The 15,262-nt window shown below is 46.5% G+C and carries 16 protein-coding genes; 8 read left to right on the top strand and 8 right to left on the bottom strand.

Annotated features, from left to right (window positions below; translation table 11 throughout):
- Positions 1-47 precede the first annotated feature (47 nt).
- From JCM23214_RS14660 to JCM23214_RS22755, 3 genes are all read left to right on the top strand, one after another.
- Positions 48-449: an ectoine synthase gene (locus tag JCM23214_RS14660; RefSeq protein ID WP_025899600.1), complete on the top strand. Its 402-nt coding sequence runs from the start codon at positions 48-50 to the stop codon at positions 447-449.
- Positions 450-498: 49 nt separating this feature from the next.
- Positions 499-1,983, top strand: coding sequence for an aspartate kinase (locus JCM23214_RS14655; RefSeq protein WP_025899599.1), 1,485 nt, complete (start codon positions 499-501; stop codon positions 1,981-1,983).
- Between the two features lie 92 nt (positions 1,984-2,075).
- Positions 2,076-4,979 carry an ATP-binding protein gene (locus JCM23214_RS22755; RefSeq protein ID WP_025899598.1) on the top strand — a complete coding sequence of 968 codons (2,904 nt, stop codon included), beginning with the start codon at positions 2,076-2,078 and terminating at the stop codon, positions 4,977-4,979.
- Positions 4,980-5,037: 58 nt separating this feature from the next.
- Here JCM23214_RS22755 and JCM23214_RS14645 read toward each other — a convergent pair whose 3' ends face one another.
- Both JCM23214_RS14645 and JCM23214_RS14640 read right to left on the bottom strand, forming a co-directional pair.
- Positions 5,038-5,355, bottom strand: a complete 318-nt coding sequence (locus JCM23214_RS14645; protein ID WP_148301912.1) for a CARDB domain-containing protein — start codon at positions 5,353-5,355, stop codon at positions 5,038-5,040.
- Between the two features lie 17 nt (positions 5,356-5,372).
- Complete coding sequence (locus tag JCM23214_RS14640; RefSeq protein WP_025899596.1) at positions 5,373-5,582, bottom strand: thioredoxin domain-containing protein; 210 nt, start codon at positions 5,580-5,582, stop codon at positions 5,373-5,375.
- A gap of 123 nt (positions 5,583-5,705) precedes the next feature.
- Here JCM23214_RS14640 and JCM23214_RS14635 point away from each other — a divergent pair, with 123 nt between their 5' ends.
- Positions 5,706-6,821, top strand: coding sequence for a THUMP domain-containing class I SAM-dependent RNA methyltransferase (locus JCM23214_RS14635; RefSeq protein ID WP_025899595.1), 1,116 nt, complete (start codon positions 5,706-5,708; stop codon positions 6,819-6,821).
- Positions 6,822-6,855: 34 nt separating this feature from the next.
- On the opposite strand, the gene JCM23214_RS14630 is transcribed toward JCM23214_RS14635, so the two are convergent.
- Positions 6,856-7,767, bottom strand: a complete 912-nt coding sequence (locus tag JCM23214_RS14630; RefSeq protein ID WP_025899594.1) for a PLP-dependent cysteine synthase family protein — start codon at positions 7,765-7,767, stop codon at positions 6,856-6,858.
- Positions 7,768-7,908: 141 nt separating this feature from the next.
- Here JCM23214_RS14630 and JCM23214_RS21125 point away from each other — a divergent pair, with 141 nt between their 5' ends.
- Both JCM23214_RS21125 and JCM23214_RS14620 read left to right on the top strand, forming a co-directional pair.
- A complete protein-coding gene (locus JCM23214_RS21125) occupies positions 7,909-8,280 on the top strand; it encodes a winged helix-turn-helix transcriptional regulator (protein ID WP_037493710.1) in 372 nt (123 codons plus the stop codon).
- Between the two features lie 15 nt (positions 8,281-8,295).
- Positions 8,296-9,462 (top strand): winged helix-turn-helix domain-containing protein, encoded by a 1,167-nt coding sequence (locus tag JCM23214_RS14620; RefSeq protein ID WP_025899592.1) that lies wholly within the window; start codon positions 8,296-8,298, stop codon positions 9,460-9,462.
- A 75-nt stretch (positions 9,463-9,537) separates the two neighbouring features.
- Here JCM23214_RS14620 and JCM23214_RS14615 read toward each other — a convergent pair whose 3' ends face one another.
- On the bottom strand, positions 9,538-9,876 hold the full coding sequence (locus tag JCM23214_RS14615; protein WP_025899591.1) for a hypothetical protein: 339 nt from the start codon (positions 9,874-9,876) through the stop codon (positions 9,538-9,540).
- A gap of 441 nt (positions 9,877-10,317) precedes the next feature.
- On the opposite strand from JCM23214_RS14615, the gene JCM23214_RS22750 reads away from it, so the two are divergent.
- Entirely contained in the window at positions 10,318-10,947 is a 630-nt protein-coding gene (locus tag JCM23214_RS22750; protein WP_025899590.1) for a DJ-1/PfpI family protein, read from the top strand.
- Positions 10,948-11,210: 263 nt separating this feature from the next.
- Here the strand turns inward: JCM23214_RS22750 and JCM23214_RS22745 are convergent, their stop codons facing one another.
- Both JCM23214_RS22745 and JCM23214_RS14600 read right to left on the bottom strand, forming a co-directional pair.
- Positions 11,211-11,765 (bottom strand): carbonic anhydrase, encoded by a 555-nt coding sequence (locus JCM23214_RS22745; protein ID WP_025899589.1) that lies wholly within the window; start codon positions 11,763-11,765, stop codon positions 11,211-11,213.
- 42 nt (positions 11,766-11,807) lie between these two features.
- Positions 11,808-12,914: an NmrA family NAD(P)-binding protein gene (locus JCM23214_RS14600; protein WP_025899588.1), complete on the bottom strand. Its 1,107-nt coding sequence runs from the start codon at positions 12,912-12,914 to the stop codon at positions 11,808-11,810.
- An 81-nt stretch (positions 12,915-12,995) separates the two neighbouring features.
- Between JCM23214_RS14600 and JCM23214_RS22740 the strand changes: the two genes are divergently transcribed.
- The gene (locus JCM23214_RS22740; protein WP_025899587.1) at positions 12,996-13,661 is read left to right on the top strand and encodes a winged helix-turn-helix transcriptional regulator; all 666 of its coding nucleotides are present in this window, start codon (positions 12,996-12,998) and stop codon (positions 13,659-13,661) included.
- Between the two features lie 307 nt (positions 13,662-13,968).
- Here the strand turns inward: JCM23214_RS22740 and JCM23214_RS14590 are convergent, their stop codons facing one another.
- Both JCM23214_RS14590 and JCM23214_RS14585 read right to left on the bottom strand, forming a co-directional pair.
- Positions 13,969-14,589 carry a cysteine hydrolase family protein gene (locus JCM23214_RS14590; RefSeq protein WP_025899586.1) on the bottom strand — a complete coding sequence of 207 codons (621 nt, stop codon included), beginning with the start codon at positions 14,587-14,589 and terminating at the stop codon, positions 13,969-13,971.
- Positions 14,586-15,032, bottom strand: a complete 447-nt coding sequence (locus JCM23214_RS14585; RefSeq protein WP_025899585.1) for a MarR family winged helix-turn-helix transcriptional regulator — start codon at positions 15,030-15,032, stop codon at positions 14,586-14,588. The genes JCM23214_RS14590 and JCM23214_RS14585 overlap by 4 nt, the downstream gene beginning before the upstream one ends.
- Between the last annotated feature and the right edge of the window lie 230 nt (positions 15,033-15,262).

Raw genomic sequence — 15,262 nt, 5'->3', positions numbered from 1 at the left:
TTTTAAATATCCGTTCAACCAAACTTCAAACGACAAAGAGGATTAAAATGATTGTCCGTACCCTACAGGCTGCCGAAAAATCGGAGCGTCGCGTTACTTCCGAAACTTGGGAAAGCACCCGCTTATTGCTAAAAGATGATGGCATGGGATTTTCATTCCATATCACTACCATCTATGCCGGAACGACCACTGAAATGTGGTATCGCAATCACTTGGAATCTGTTTATTGCATAACAGGCGAAGGTGAAATCGAAACTCTCTCAGACGGAAAAGTGTATCAAATTGCACCCGGTACAATTTACGCCCTCGACAAGCATGACAAGCACATTTTACGTGCGCGCACCGAGCTAAAATTAGCCTGTGTCTTCAATCCGCCTGTGACAGGCCGCGAAGTACATGACGAAACAGGCGCATACCCGGCCATGGAAGACATGACAGAGAACGCCTGATCTTGAATCACGTTTTACTTTCACAGATTTTCTCCAAAAGAGGACATAAATGTCTCTAAAGCCTCAAAACCAAGATAACAAGAAGCAACATCCAACTCATACGGTGCATAAGATTGGCGGCACCTCCATGGACGCAGTGGAAACCGTGTTTGAGAATATTCTGGTTGGAGACCGCGAAGGGGATGCGCTTTACAACAGAATTTTCGTTGTCTCTGCATATAGTGGGATGACGGATTTGTTGCTTGAACACAAGAAGACGACTGACCCCGGTGTGTTCTCTCTGTATGCGAATTCTGACAACGAATGGGCGTGGGGGGACGCCCTAAGCCGGGTTAGCGGTGCAATGCATGAAAAGAACCGTGAGTGCCTCAAAGATAACGCAGACCTGGACTTAGCCAATCGATTTGTGGAGGAGAGAATTGAAGGGGTTCGAAGTTGCCTGATCGATCTCCATCGACTTTGCTCTTTCGGGCACTTTCAACTCCCTGAACATTTGGCAACGGTCCGCGAAATGCTTAGCAGTCTAGGCGAAGCCCATAGCGCTTTTAACACAATGCTTCTCCTGAAAAGAAGGGGCGTGAATGCTGTATTTGTTGATTTGTCAGGCTGGAGGGAGAATAGCTCTTTAACTCTGGATCAACGCATTGAACAAGCCTTCTCGGGGATCGATCTGACGGAACAATTGCCGATTGTTACAGGATACGCGCAATGTGAAGAAGGTCTGACAGGTATCTATGGGCGTGGATACAGTGAAGTCACCTTCTCACGGATTGCCTGCTTAACAGGATCGAAAGAAGCCATCATTCACAAGGAATTCCACTTAAGCAGTGCAGACCCAAAAATTGTACCTGAGGAAAACATCAAACCTATTGGCAAGACCAACTATGATGTGGCGGACCAGCTCGCAAATATGGGTATGGAGGCAATTCATCCAAAAGCCGCAAAAGGGTTGCGCCAACAAAACATTCCATTGCGGATCATGAACTGTTTCGAGCCAAATCATGATGGGACAATAATTTCAGATGATGGCAAGTCCAGGATGCCTCGTGTAGAAATCATTACCGGGCTTCCTAGTGTTTATGAAATCGAGATTTTCAATCAGGATATGGTTGGCACCCCCGGGGCCTCCAAACCGGTGCACGAAGCATTTGCACGATACAAACTATGGACCCTCGCCAGATATATCAACGCAAACACAATGACACACTATGTGTCAGCGCCGCTAAAGCAGATTAAAAGATGTATAAATGAAATACAGGAAAACCTGCCATCCGCTGAAATCCGTTCACGGAAAGTAGCAGTTGTTTCTGCCATAGGTTCAAATCTGGAGAACGGTCAGTTTTTTGAAAAAGCCATCGCTGCACTTGCAAATGCAGATATTCGCATTCTTGCGACACAAAAACCCAGCCGCAACGTGGACCTGCAATTCGTGATCGCTGAGAAAAATTATGAAACTGCTATTAGAGCTCTTCACAAGGAACTTGTAGAGGCTAACGAAAAAGGAAAATCAAAACCCGTTCAAAAAGCTGCGTAACAATTCTTCACCTTTCAGAAAACATTAACATTAGCAGTACTATAATTTTCGACCAATTATAGTTTAATGTGAAAGTTCCGCAGGTGAATTTTATGAGCAAATCTCGTCTTTCCCCATTTATCGGTATGATACTTGGTGTCGCGGCGAGCTTTGCTATTTTTTTCCCCATTGCCTACTATATCGACCTCAGACTTACTACAAGTTTACTTGAAGAAGAAAGACGTGAAGTTCAAGACGAGGCATTGCAATTACAGCGTGAAATTGAGAGCGACCTCAATTTAGCACTATCCCTGACGAGAGGAATAGAAGGCCCCTACGCCATTAAGGGGAACCTGTCACTGGCAGAATTTAACCTACTGGCAAAAGAGCTGACATCTGAGCTGGATTTTGTCAGGAACCTGGCAATCACCGAAGGGACAGTTTTAAAGTTTGTATTCCCGCTTCAGGGAAATGAAAGCATTCTTGGGCTTGACTATAAGAACATCAAAGCCCAATGGCCTGCGATAGATCAGGCGATCCGAACACGTAAACCTGTGATTGCGGGTCCATTAGAGTTAATACAGGGGGGAATAGGGTTAATTCAAAGAACGCCCGTGTTCAAAAAATCAAACGGGATACCTGGTGAATTTCTTGGCCTTGTTAGCGTAGTCATCAACGTGGATGCCTTACTCACACCTGTTCAGAACAGCAATCTTGAAGTTGCTTTTCGCAAGTTAGACGTCTCCGGTTCGCCAGAGGATACCTTTTGGGGTGACTTAACGTTATTTCTAGATGACCAAAACCCTATAATTTCAAACCTTTACCACCGTGGTGGGGCGTGGCAAATGGCCGTCGTTCCCAAGCAGAAATGGGGAAGCAGGGTTGCCGATGAGAAAGAACGGCTGCATTTGCTCATATACGGAATTGTCCTTACTTTATCTCTTGCTGCGGCCTATGGCGGTTACTACGAAGTCAACAGGCGACAACTCTCAAACGCATTCAAAGCAGGGCAGGCCCGCTACCTTGGCCTTCTGGAGAACGCACCTGACGCAATGCTTTTTTTAAACAATAACGGCAATGTTGAAGAAGCAAACCGCAAAGCAAAAGATCTTCTGGCCTTCACAAACGGAGGTCTGATCGGACGTTCTTTCGAAGCGCTACTCCCACAGAGAAATAATGATCAGATCTATACTAACTGGGAACACCTGCGTTCAGAATTGGAAACTCAACAATCCATCGAAGGGCTTGAAGCAAAAGTCAGAAACGGTCAGGGAGATATTTTCGATGCAGAAATCAGTATGGGTTTTGCTGGTGAAGACGAAGCGCGGCAAATTATTGTCACCCTGCGGGATGTAACCGAAAAACGGCAACTGCAGTATGAGCGAAACCTGGCTGAAGAAATCCTCCGCGAAGCCATTAATACAATACCGGATGGGTTTGCCTTATATGATGCCGATGATCGGTTATATCTGTTCAATGAAGCTTACGCCAAAATCTACGCAGCCTCTGCCGCTGCGCTAAAAATTGGCACTCCTTTCCGAGATATTATTCAATATGGTTTGGATAATGGTCAGTACCCTCAGGCTGGAGAAAGTATTGAGGAAAAAAGAGACTGGCTGAAAAAAAGGCTATTGGCCCATCAGGAGCCTGATGATCACGCACTGGTCCAGCACACGTCTGATAATCGCTGGCTAAGGATTACAGAACGCAAAACCCCTTCTGGCTTAACTGTCGGCATTCGAACGGATGTCACCGACATCAAAGCCACAGAAGCCGAACTTCGAGAAAAAAAGAATTTGCTAGAAGTGCAGGCGCTTGAGCTTAGGGAACTGGCAAGAGAATATCTTGATGAAAAAGTGAAAGCCGAAAACGCCACGCGCGCAAAAAGCGAGTTTTTGGCCATTATCAGTCATGAACTGCGCACGCCTATGACAGGCGTAATGGGACTTACAGATATACTGCTTGCTTCTAACCCCACACCAGAACAACTCTCTCATTTGAAACAGATCAAAAGTTCCGCGAACAATTTGCTAGAGCTGCTCAATGACATACTGGACTTCTCCAAGTTTGAAGCTGGTAAGTTGGAGTTGGAGGAGACGGACTTTGATTTGATGCGGTTAGGTAAATCCGTAGTCGACTTTTTGGAACCTGTTGCATCGTCCAAATCAATTACACTGGCATCTGAAATCGAGGTTCCTGCGGAAGATAATATCCTCAAAGGAGACGTCACAAGAATTCGGCAAATTCTGCTCAATCTGGCTTCAAATGCTGTGAAATTTACAGAAAAGGGATCTGTTCACATTTCAATCAAGCCTGAGTCGAGCTTTGATAACTATGTTGATGTCTGTTTTACGGTCAAAGACACAGGCATCGGCATTAGTGATGAGCAAATCCATTCCTTGTTTGAACCCTTTACACAGGCTGATAGTTCGACAACTCGAAAATTTGGCGGCACAGGTCTTGGCCTCTCAATTAGTAAAAAGCTTGTTTCAGCAATGGGCGGCCTCATATCGGTCGAGAGTGAGCTGAATAAGGGATCAATTTTTTCGTTCACCCTTCGATTAAAACGTGGTGATCCGACCGCACTGGTGGACGAAACAGAAAAAGCACTAAATCTGTTGAACCGCCGGCTCACTGATAAGGGTGAAGGCCTGAACATCCTGCTGGCTGAAGATGTAGATATCAACCGGGTGATCGTATCTACAGTCCTTAAAAAATGGGGTCACACAGTCGAAGAAGTGGTCAATGGAAAAGAAGCCGTCAACAGAGCAAGCTCTGGAGATCGGTTCGATATCATCTTAATGGACATGCAAATGCCAGAGATGGATGGATGTGATGCAGCTATTGCCATCCGCAGCCAGAACGGGACCAATAGCAACACTCCTATAGTTGCTCTCACCGCGGATATACAGGCAGCCCATAATGAAAGATACCATCAGGCAGGCCTTGACGCTTTTTTGAACAAGCCAATCGACTGGGATATGCTGGAAGAAGTTCTCCACAAATACACAGCCTAAAAGGAATTATTGCAGGCTCCCTCTTCTTGATGGGAACCTGCAACAGTGACGTGGAGGCTCACTTATAATTCATTGCATATTTGTTGTTATTCTCGTTGGACTCCACCAGAGCCTTAAAATAGTCGGCAGTGAATACCATGCGGTCACCAGGGGAATAATTTTCAGGCGGGATGGTGATTGTCACGATTTTTGCCTGCCCTGCCGCAAGCGGCGGAATAATCGCATCTGCACCCCAGGATTGATTGTTCTGTAAATAGTGCTGTCCAAATAGCACGCCCTGTGGTGCATTTGCCGCGCCTGCATTTCGAACCTTCACATGAAACGTGGCGGTCGTCCCTATTTTACGCTTCGCACTCATGATCGTATAATCAGGCAATAATAATTTTGCTTTTTTCAGTTGGGCAGAAGAGGCTGCCTGCGAGATGGTTTTGAGTTGGCTTTCAGCTTGGCATCTTCACAATGATAACTACCATTTTCGAGCACCGGAAGTTGCCCGAACGGACATTTTGGTTTTGGGCCATTTGGGTTTGCCGCCAGTGCCGCCGAAGCAACAATTGAAAGGGTAGCGAAAGACATAACCGCAGAGACGAGTGATTTTTTCATAACGAGTTCCTTTATTGAGTTACGATACTCTTTGGTCGGCAACCCTATCGGTAAGGTTCAAAAAAACTTCTACCTCTTTAATTTGCCATCGACCCGCCAAAGCTTTACGAGTAGTAAGGGGGCATGAACAACGCGCAAAAATTCGAAATTCTTCTTGTGACCCCACCGGGCCTTGAACAACCTCTCAGGGCTGAAGCCATTGAACTGGGGTTTAAAAAGCCGCATCAAATCAAAGGCGGCGTGACGATTGAGGGAAGCTGGCAGGATATCTGGCGAGCAAATCTCGAAATGCGCGGAGCAAGCCGAATACTGGTTCGCCTTGGCGACTTTCATGTCAATCATTTGGCGGAACTCGATAAAAAGGCCCGGAAATTTCCTTGGTCAGATTTTTTCCATGAGGACATTCCTCTGCGCGTCGACGTTAGTTGCAAGAAATCAAAAATCTATCATCAGAAAGCTGCAAGAGAGCGGATCGAACGGGCAATCACTGAAGAATTGAACGCGCCCGTATCAAAGGATGCTGAACTGACAATCAAAGTTCGTATTTTTGAAAACCTGTGCACAATTAGTGTGGATAGTTCTGGCGAAGGTCTACATATCCGCAATCATAAGGAGGCCCTGAACCGGGCTCCAATGCGAGAGACAATGGCCGCGCTTTTGCTTCGAAAAAGTAGCTATAAGGGCAAGGAACCTGTGGTTGATCCCATGTGTGGGTCCGGCACATTTGTGCTTGAAGCCGCAGAAATTGCGAAAGGGCTTAAAGCTGGACGCAATCGGCGTTTCGCTTTCGAACAGTTAAAAAGCTTCGATGCCACCGAGTGGGAAACATTAAAATCCTCTATTTTTGAAAAAGAGACCCGCCCCCAATTTTATGGCTTCGACCGAGACGCAGGCGCGATCAAAATCGCAAACGCAAATGCAAAGCGCGCAGGCGTTGCAGACCTCACCCATTTCAGCCAACAAACAATCAGTGAGTTAATATGTCCAGAAGACGAGCCGGAAACAGGTCTGGTGATTGTCAATCCTCCCTACGGTATTCGTATCGGTGAAGAAAAACAGCTTTTACCATTATATCAGACATTAGGCAGACAAATTCAGTCCAACTTTAAAGGCTGGAGGTTCGCTCTGGTCACCAACTCTCACAAACTGGCGAAGGCAACGGGCTTGACGTTTGATCCGACTGTCACGACGTTCTCTCATGGGGGAATAAATGTGAGATTATATACCGCCAGTATTTAAGAGCATGTCTTTCAGATCGAGTGACCTTAAACTTTCACCTATATAAATCTGCGTTTAAATATCGAAGCCCTGTATCAATAGCCACAGTAACGACGCACTTGCCTCGCCCCAGTTCTTTCGCCTTTTTCAATGCCGCCCAGATATTTGCGCCCGACGTTATACCGCTCAACACCCCCTCTTTACGAGCTAACGCGCGAGCGCCCCAATAAGCATCCTCATCCTTGACAGGGGTAATTTCATCAATCAGATCGCGCCGTAAAATTCTGGGAACAAAGGAAAGACCGATCCCCTCCAGTTTATGAGTTCCACTTGTATCCCCGCCGGATACATTGCGAACAAAATACGGCTCTACCGCGACAATCTCTGTATCACGATTATATTCCTTAAGGATTTCCGCATTTCCAGAAATACAGCCTCCCCCGCCTGCCGCCATGACAAACGCAGCAACAGGGCGTCCTACCTGATCTAAAATCTCTTGAGCCATGGCATGGTATCCAAGCTTGTTATCCAGATTATTAACCTGATCAGGCCAAAAGGTACCTGTATCCCCCGTAAGCTCTTTGGTTCGCGCAATCATGCGATTGATCACATCTGCGTTCAGTACGCCATCCACAGCATGTATGAGCTCCACTTCTGCCCCAAAAGCACGCATGGTCTGTAACTTCTCCTCCGCAAATCCGTTAGAAGACACGAAGTAAGCTTTATATCCTCTTGTTGCGCAAACCATCGCGAGGGAACTTCCAGTACTACCGCCTGTATATTCAACCACACGGCCGCCGGTTTTGAGCTCCCCTCTCCTCTCAGCGCCTTCAATCATCGATAACGCCATCCGGTCCTTCATGCTGCCAGTAGGGTTAGCTCCTTCCCATTTGACATAAATGTCCGCATCATCCGGTCCTGCCAGTTGGGTCAATTTAATGAGGGGTGTATTACCAATCGCCTGCATGAATGAATACTTTCAAAAAAATCAAATAGTCACTTCCGAAAATTAAGTAACTCATTAAGTCATTAGGCAAAGCATGTCAAACTTCCATTTTTATAGTGACTGATCTATAGTCTGAAAACACATGAAAAAAGGTAGTCACCAATGGCAGATCATACATTCAGATCCCGCTGCTCGATCGCACGGAGCCTTGAAATTTTAGGAGATAAATGGACACTGCTGATCGTGCGGGACCTTATGTGGCACGATAAACATACCTTTCAACAACTCCAGAACAGCGAAGAAAACCTGCCCCCTAACCTGTTATCTCAGCGCCTGAAAAGGCTCATGAAATGGGGCATCATTGAACGGCAAGCCTACCAGCAAAGACCCGTTCGCTATCGCTATCACCTCACTGAACGGGGTCGAGAGCTCGAACCGGTATTGCTGCAAATCATGTCATGGGGACACACGAACCTGCAAGGTGGCCTATACGATCCAAAAGAAGCAAAAACAGTGTCGAACGCATCGAATTAAGACAGGCGGGGCAACGTGAAACAAATATCCATTTCAAATAAACAAGCACGCCAGCTATGGCTTTCATCACAAGGGCTAGGGGAAGCTCCAACAGGTCCACTGGATGTGCTGGGGATGATAAAGAAACTTGGTTTCGTACAGCTTGATACGATACAAGTCGTTTCACGAGCACATCACCATATTCTTTGGAGTCGCAATCAGCACTACCGTGAACCCATGCTTGATCAACTGCTTGGACAAGACCGGTCTATTTTCGAGCATTTCACCCATGACGCATCGGTAATTCCTATGGATTATCTCCCGATGTGGCGTCGCCAGTTTCGACGAAAAAAGGAGCATTTGGATCGCCTGGGATGGTCAAAAAGCCCTCTTCATAAATCCATCCGCGAAACCGTTTTAGAGCGCATTCGCGAGGAGGGACCATTATCGACACAAGCTTTTGATACAAAAGTTGTTGGGCAAAAGAAGATGTGGTCACGCCCACCGCATAAACTCGCACTGGACTATCTGTGGTACAGCGGTGAACTTGCAACTTGCCACAGAGAGAATTTCACCAAATTCTATGATCTCGCAGAACGTGTCTTTCCCGAGGAATTGCACCGCACCAAAATCACTGATGAAGAGCAGATTGACTGGTTATGTCGTACCGCCTTGGACAGAATGGGTTTTGGTACCGTCGGGGAAATTCAAAGATATTGGGATGCATTGAGCGCCGCAGAAGTGCGCGACTGGCTCGCTCGTTCAGCAACGGCACTTAAATCTGTTGAATTCGAAACTGCGCAAAAAAGCAAAATGACAGCATTTGCATTAGCGGACATAGAAGAAAGAATAAGTGGATTAAAGTCTGCTACGAGCCGACTTCGCATTCTCAATCCTTTTGACCCGGTTATTCGCGATCGAGATCGCTTATCACGTTTGTTTGGTTTTGAGTACCGGGTGGAAATGTTCGTGCCCGCTGCCAAACGTATTTGGGGTTACTATGTCTATCCAATCCTCGAAGGCCACCGGTTTGTTGGTAGGATTGAAGTAAAAGCAGATCGTAAAAACTCATTTTTAAAGGTAATCAACTTTTGGCCAGAAAAAGGGTGCCAATGGAACTCTAACCGTTACCAGAAACTAACATCTGAATTGGAACGTATGAAAAAATTCATCGGCGTCAATGAAGTTGTCTGGGCAGTGTAGGTGCATCATACAATTGCAAGCAACCCGCCCAGATTGACAGGGGCACATACGTGCCTGTAGCTGGTTTTGATTGACTCATTTGAGATACTCCCCATTCTTGATCCTCTCCAGCATCCCATCCGAAAAACGAAGCAAACTATCACCTGTACCCCGTTCAAATTTCCCATCACCTGGCAAAATGGAAAAAACTTTTTTAATAACGCTTAAAACGTCATCCAACTCTTTCTGACTTCTAAACCGATACTCCCAAGCGTGAGGTGGGCGAAGCGATCCATTGTCTACATAAACTCCAATATCAGCGATAATCCGGATCTTCCTTCCATCGCTAGCCGTTTCAGGATAATATTCCGTCCCATCCCGATCCAAAGTTGTCAGGCCTATTTTTTTTATACCCATATCCAAGGACCCAGACATATCCCTGCTCCGGACGAAATCCAAATTCTTTCAAGCTAATTGTGGGGTCCTCAAGCAGATAAATTGTACTCTTTGCACGATCATACGTGTATTTTTTCTTGTCACTATTTTCCAATTTAATTCCCCGGATTTAGCTTATCAGGCTTTACGACTGTAAGCTTAATTGAGATTAGGAACAATTTACCAAGATAAGAATTTACTCCCCGGCTAAATGACACCCTATCGAACAATTGGCATTCACAATCAAAATTTTCCACCTAGGCAGCGTTAGCTTATAAAATCACACTATTGGTGTATTAAACTTCCAATAATACTCCCACACAACTAAATTAATATCTACTTATATTCAATTTTCAAGAGTATAACTTTGGATAAATCTGTAGAAATTCAAACTCAGCAATCGGCATCCTTCCATACACTCCATTTAAGGTTTCTAATATCATGGCAACAATTAGTTCAGTCGGCATTGTGATTTTTAATGGAATTGAACGATTGGACTTTGAAGGTCCGCTTGGTGTCCTTGGGTGGGCAGGAATGCTATCCAATAAACAATTTAATGTTCAACGTATATCGAAAGATGGGCGTGCTGTTAAGGATCATCTATCCTCGACAGTTGTGGAGGCAGATGCAAGTTTCACAGAGGAACACCATTTTGACCTTCTGTTAGTGCCTGGTGGAGATGCCCGCCAATTTGCAGATGATACAGACCTCATTAAAGGAGTTGAAAAGTTGGGAGCGCAAAGTCGAATTATCGCCAGCGTTTGCACTGGTGCATTCCTCGTTGCAGGAGCAGGCTTAGCGAATAATAAGTCCATCGTAACCCATTGGCTATTACACGAACTTTTCACGTCTAAATTTCCTACAACTCGCTTATTGAAAGATAAACGTTTTAATCAGGACGGAAACCTATGGTCCTCCGCTGGTATCTCCGCAGGAGTAGACATGGCTCTCAGCCTGGTTTCCTCAGAATATGGGGAGGTTATCGCTAAAAAATGTCAGGGATTTCTTGAATATTTTCCAGAACAACCTTGGTCGCGCGACGAAGTTGCTGCTGCGCTCCAAGCGGGCTGAAATTTAGCTCCCACTACAAAATCAAAGTGATCGACTTCATTCTGCTGCTTCGCTGTGTCTTGGAACCTCGGAAAGGTCTTAAGGACCTTTCCTTGTGGTGTCAGTTTCACAGAGCCCACACCCAGTAAAAATACCCCACCTGATACCTATATCCTCAAAAGGCATTGCCCTTGAGAAAATATTCTGTAGTTTTGCAAAACTTTGAAATTTCTAGAGCTAACATTCACGACCGAATTAGCATTGCCTGGACGAAACTTTGTCACTCAGAGGTCAGCCGCCTTTTTGCGCAGCACCTCAAGCGACTGGGTTGACGCGATTTCATGGGCCAGTCCGGTTTCAACATCATAGAGCATCGCCGAGACTGTCAATCCTCCATGCAAATTTGGCTCATCGCGCAGGCGAGCAATGTCAGTCAACAGATCCTGTTCTGGATAAGTAATTGCGGACGGAGTAACGTCAATACCAGTGCGCGCTTTGATATCGGCCTGAAAATCTGGAGCGGCGAATTGCTGTGCGCCACATTTAGTGTGTTGCATCAGCATGATATGAAATCCGGGAGCGTCTTGGCCTGTGATGCGGCCAACAAGAAAACTTAGCGCTGTGATTTCTTCGATGAGGGCAGCTGTGACACGCCCACCATTGTTGCGCATGATAACGGCCTCGCCAAGTTCGAGGTCAAAAATGGTAGTTGGGTCAACGCGCGCATCAATGCAGGCGACAATAATCATGCCCAATTTTGGTAACGGAACCAGATCTCTTTGGGTGAAACTCGCAGCGAAATTCTGGTTGCGGGTCTTTAAAGCGTCAATGTGTGACATGCGTATCTCCTATTTTAGTGAGTGCGGATTTATGTGTCGCGTTCAGGCGGATTCTAGATTTTTCAGTATTCTGGGTTGTGGGGTGTGCGTCTGAGTCCATTCCTTGGATTCTTGGCAAAAACGGGGCTGTTTGATTTCCACGTAGTCGCGCTTGCGCTCAACCCTTGCCAAGTCCAAGGCTGGTGTACCCAAAATCTTTAAGAAGCCAGCCAGTGCAGACAGTCTTCGCCCAAAGCTCTGTTTTAGATTTGGATGAGCTGCAACATGGCGTCGCACAATGTCTTCAAAAGCTTCCGGTTCACGCCCGCCAACAGACGACACATCTTGGGTCGGTGCATTCAGGGCAAAAGCGCCGCGGCGATATTCCTTGGCGTAAATCGCGAGTTGAGATACGGCCGCCTCAGAATAATTGTTAGGAGGGATTGCCCGAAGCGCCTTGGTCATCATCTTCTCGGATATATCCAAGTATTTGACCTTGCGTCCCAGGGCCCGCCCCATGGCCTCCGCTATCTCATTTGGAGACAACAGCTCAGGCCCGGTTGGACGGTAGCGTTTGCCTGCATGGGTTTTCGGATCAAGAAGCGCACCGACAACAACCTGAGCGATGTCCTCGTTGCTGGGAGGAGCATTCTTTTTCTCGTCACCCAGTCCAAGTGGCATGGTGAACAAGCCAAGATGCGCTGCGAAATCGATCATCAACAGGTAATTGTCTGCGAACCAACCGGGATCAACGGATGTCACCGTCATAGCAGGCCTTAGGCGCGCCAATGCGTCTGACAGATAGACTTCGCGGGTAAACAACGACGGATGATTAGCGCTGGACAGCCATTGGCCAAGCGTGACCACATGCTCAAGTTTTGCCTCTGCTGCCGCCACGGTGAATGCCGCGTTGAAATGTAAACCGTTTGGCGCAGTCGGAGCACATTGATACGCACGCTGTACACCTTGCATCGCTTCCCGAAGCGCAGAAATGTCATACTGATTGCTGACAAATACATCTGCACCCGCACGCTTCAGTGTTTCTGCGCGATGATCGTTTCGGCGCACAAATGCACGCACTGGAACGCCCTTTTCCAATAACTTAACAGCGACGGGTAAACCGGTTTTTCCAGCAGCGCTTGTTACAAGAATTTTCGGGTACGTTGACATAAGTGAACCTCCGTTTATATTTCCTGCAATTAATTAAAGTGATCACTTTAAAAAATAAAGTAACATTTTTGTGAGGTTAGAATGGCTAAACAGCGTTCCTACAAATTACTGTGCCCAATTGCTCGGGGCCTAGACCGAATTGGTGACCGATGGACGTTGCTGATCTTACGGGATTTGCACGCAGGCCCTGCGCGCTTCACAGACTTGCAACGCGGTTTAACGGGCATTGCTGCCAATCTCTTGACCGAAAGGCTGACAAAACTGGTAGAGGATGAGCTTGTGCAGAAGACACAAGGCCCCCACGCTACGACGCTCTATGAATTGACAGCACTCGGACGAAGTACGCGGAGCTTGATATTTGAATTGGCAATGTTTGGCGCTAAATTTCAACCGGATAGCGAAATTGTCGATCCCGGCAACCTCAGAACTGTCGCCGTGACATTGGGGGCCGCCGCCGAGATGGTTGACACGAGTGCTCTGAATGTTGTGGCCAGCTTAATTATTGATGGAGAAGAAATGGAAGTGAAGGCCCAAGGAGGAACAGCGGCTGTGTCCTATTGGCCCGCAAATAATCCCGACGTTGTTTTGGAAACGAGCTACAAAGCATTGATGGCTCTGTCAGAAGGTGAAATGATTGAGCAGGATTTCTTACAGGATTTTTGCCAGCTTGAGATTCACTCGCCCGGAACGGAAGAGGATTTGTTTCACTTGCTCTCCTCAATCCTTGCCGTATTCAAAGCGAATTAGACATAGGCGATCCATAGAACGGCTTAGAGCAATTTAAAGCATATTGTAAGGAACGGTAATTTATTAAGCTGCCAATTATGGCTACTGGAAGCCAGAAGCGGATTTTAGATATAGCATAATAAACAGTTATCAGGGGCGTATTCGATTAAAAAACTCGCGCAGTCAAAATCCAGTATAACATGCATAAACACGCCCCATCTGATACCTATTTCCTCAAAAGGCATTGCCCTTGAGAAAATATTCTGTAGTTGTGCAAAACTTTGAAATTTCTAGAGCTAACATTCAAGACCGAATTAGCATTGTCCGCCTAAGCAATAGCTACCCCTTGTGACGCCATCCGCTTTTCTGCGGTTTCCGATGATGAGACTGAGAGGGTTCCGTCCTTCACAACCGTGACCTCATAACCTCGGCTTCTGGCTGCCAATGCCGACTTTTGTACACAGTAATTAAGGTCCAACCCGACTATGCGTAGTTTACCGACGTCGAGCTGTCCTAGAAGTGCGTCAAGTTCGCCAGTTTCAAACGCATCCTGCACACGTTTGACAATAACATGGTCAGGGAGTGACGAGAAAGCCTCTGCAAGTTCGGTCCCGGCACTACCTTCTATCGCCTGCCCTTTCATTGTGAGCCGTGCGACCGCCTTTGTTGATGGGATCGACCATTCTTGGCGAACGGCAATAACTTGATGGCTCTGAGCCCGCGCAGTTTCAACCTCCTTGAGAATGACTTTCTCAGTCGATTGTCTTGCTTCGTCAGAGTAGCCCCCATTATCCCAGAAGACAGATTGAAGATCGATAAGCAGAAGTGCGGATTTAGTCCGGTTACCTATCACTTCGCCTTGGCTTATAGATCCAATACGCTTAACACCGTAACCGATCCAAAGTACAAGCAAAAGGCAAGCACCCCCCGATATATAGGCAAATGTCATATTTTCTCTCCCGCCCGTTTCTTCAGGCTATCCGTAACTGCAAGAACGACATCCAGTGCCTTTGAAATGTCTTCGTTACTTAAATTTTCTCCTACTTCCTCCATAAGTTTCAATTCTCTCGAAATGATCTTCTCAATCAGGTCGAGGCCTCGACCCGTCAACGCGAGTATAGGCGAACGTTTATGGCGGGGGTTTGCACGTTGTTCAACAAAGCCAGAAGCCAAAGTTTCATTGCACATAATTTGGACGTATTGCCTTTTGATCTCGAGCCGAGCAGCAATGTCTGGAACGGTCTGCTCTCCATATCTGTGCAGTATTTCCAGAACGGCCCGCATTCGCACCGTAAGCCCTGTTCCTTTCAGACCAGCTTCAACACAGGCTTCAGCGGCTTGCATTAAAGGCCGGGACATCCATATCAGTCGGTGAAGTTTTTCAGTTTTCATTTTGACATTATACTTGTCATTTTGACATGTACAATGTCTTTTTTTTGAAGTACTTATTTCACCCCATCGACGTATCGAACGCCATATGAGGATGCCTGCAGCGGTTTTCCGGAAGTGCATACCATCGGATAACGGCTCACAAATGCTTCCATACTGCTTCCAGAACGACGCAAGCCCCGAACGATGAGTTCAGGGCTTTTCGTGTAAACAATTGATATTGTTGCGATAAA

It is taken from the genome of Sneathiella glossodoripedis JCM 23214, from assembly GCF_000616095.1.
In the GTDB taxonomy this organism is placed as follows: domain Bacteria; phylum Pseudomonadota; class Alphaproteobacteria; order Sneathiellales; family Sneathiellaceae; genus Sneathiella; species Sneathiella glossodoripedis.
This window is presented reverse-complemented; position numbering and strand designations above follow the sequence as displayed.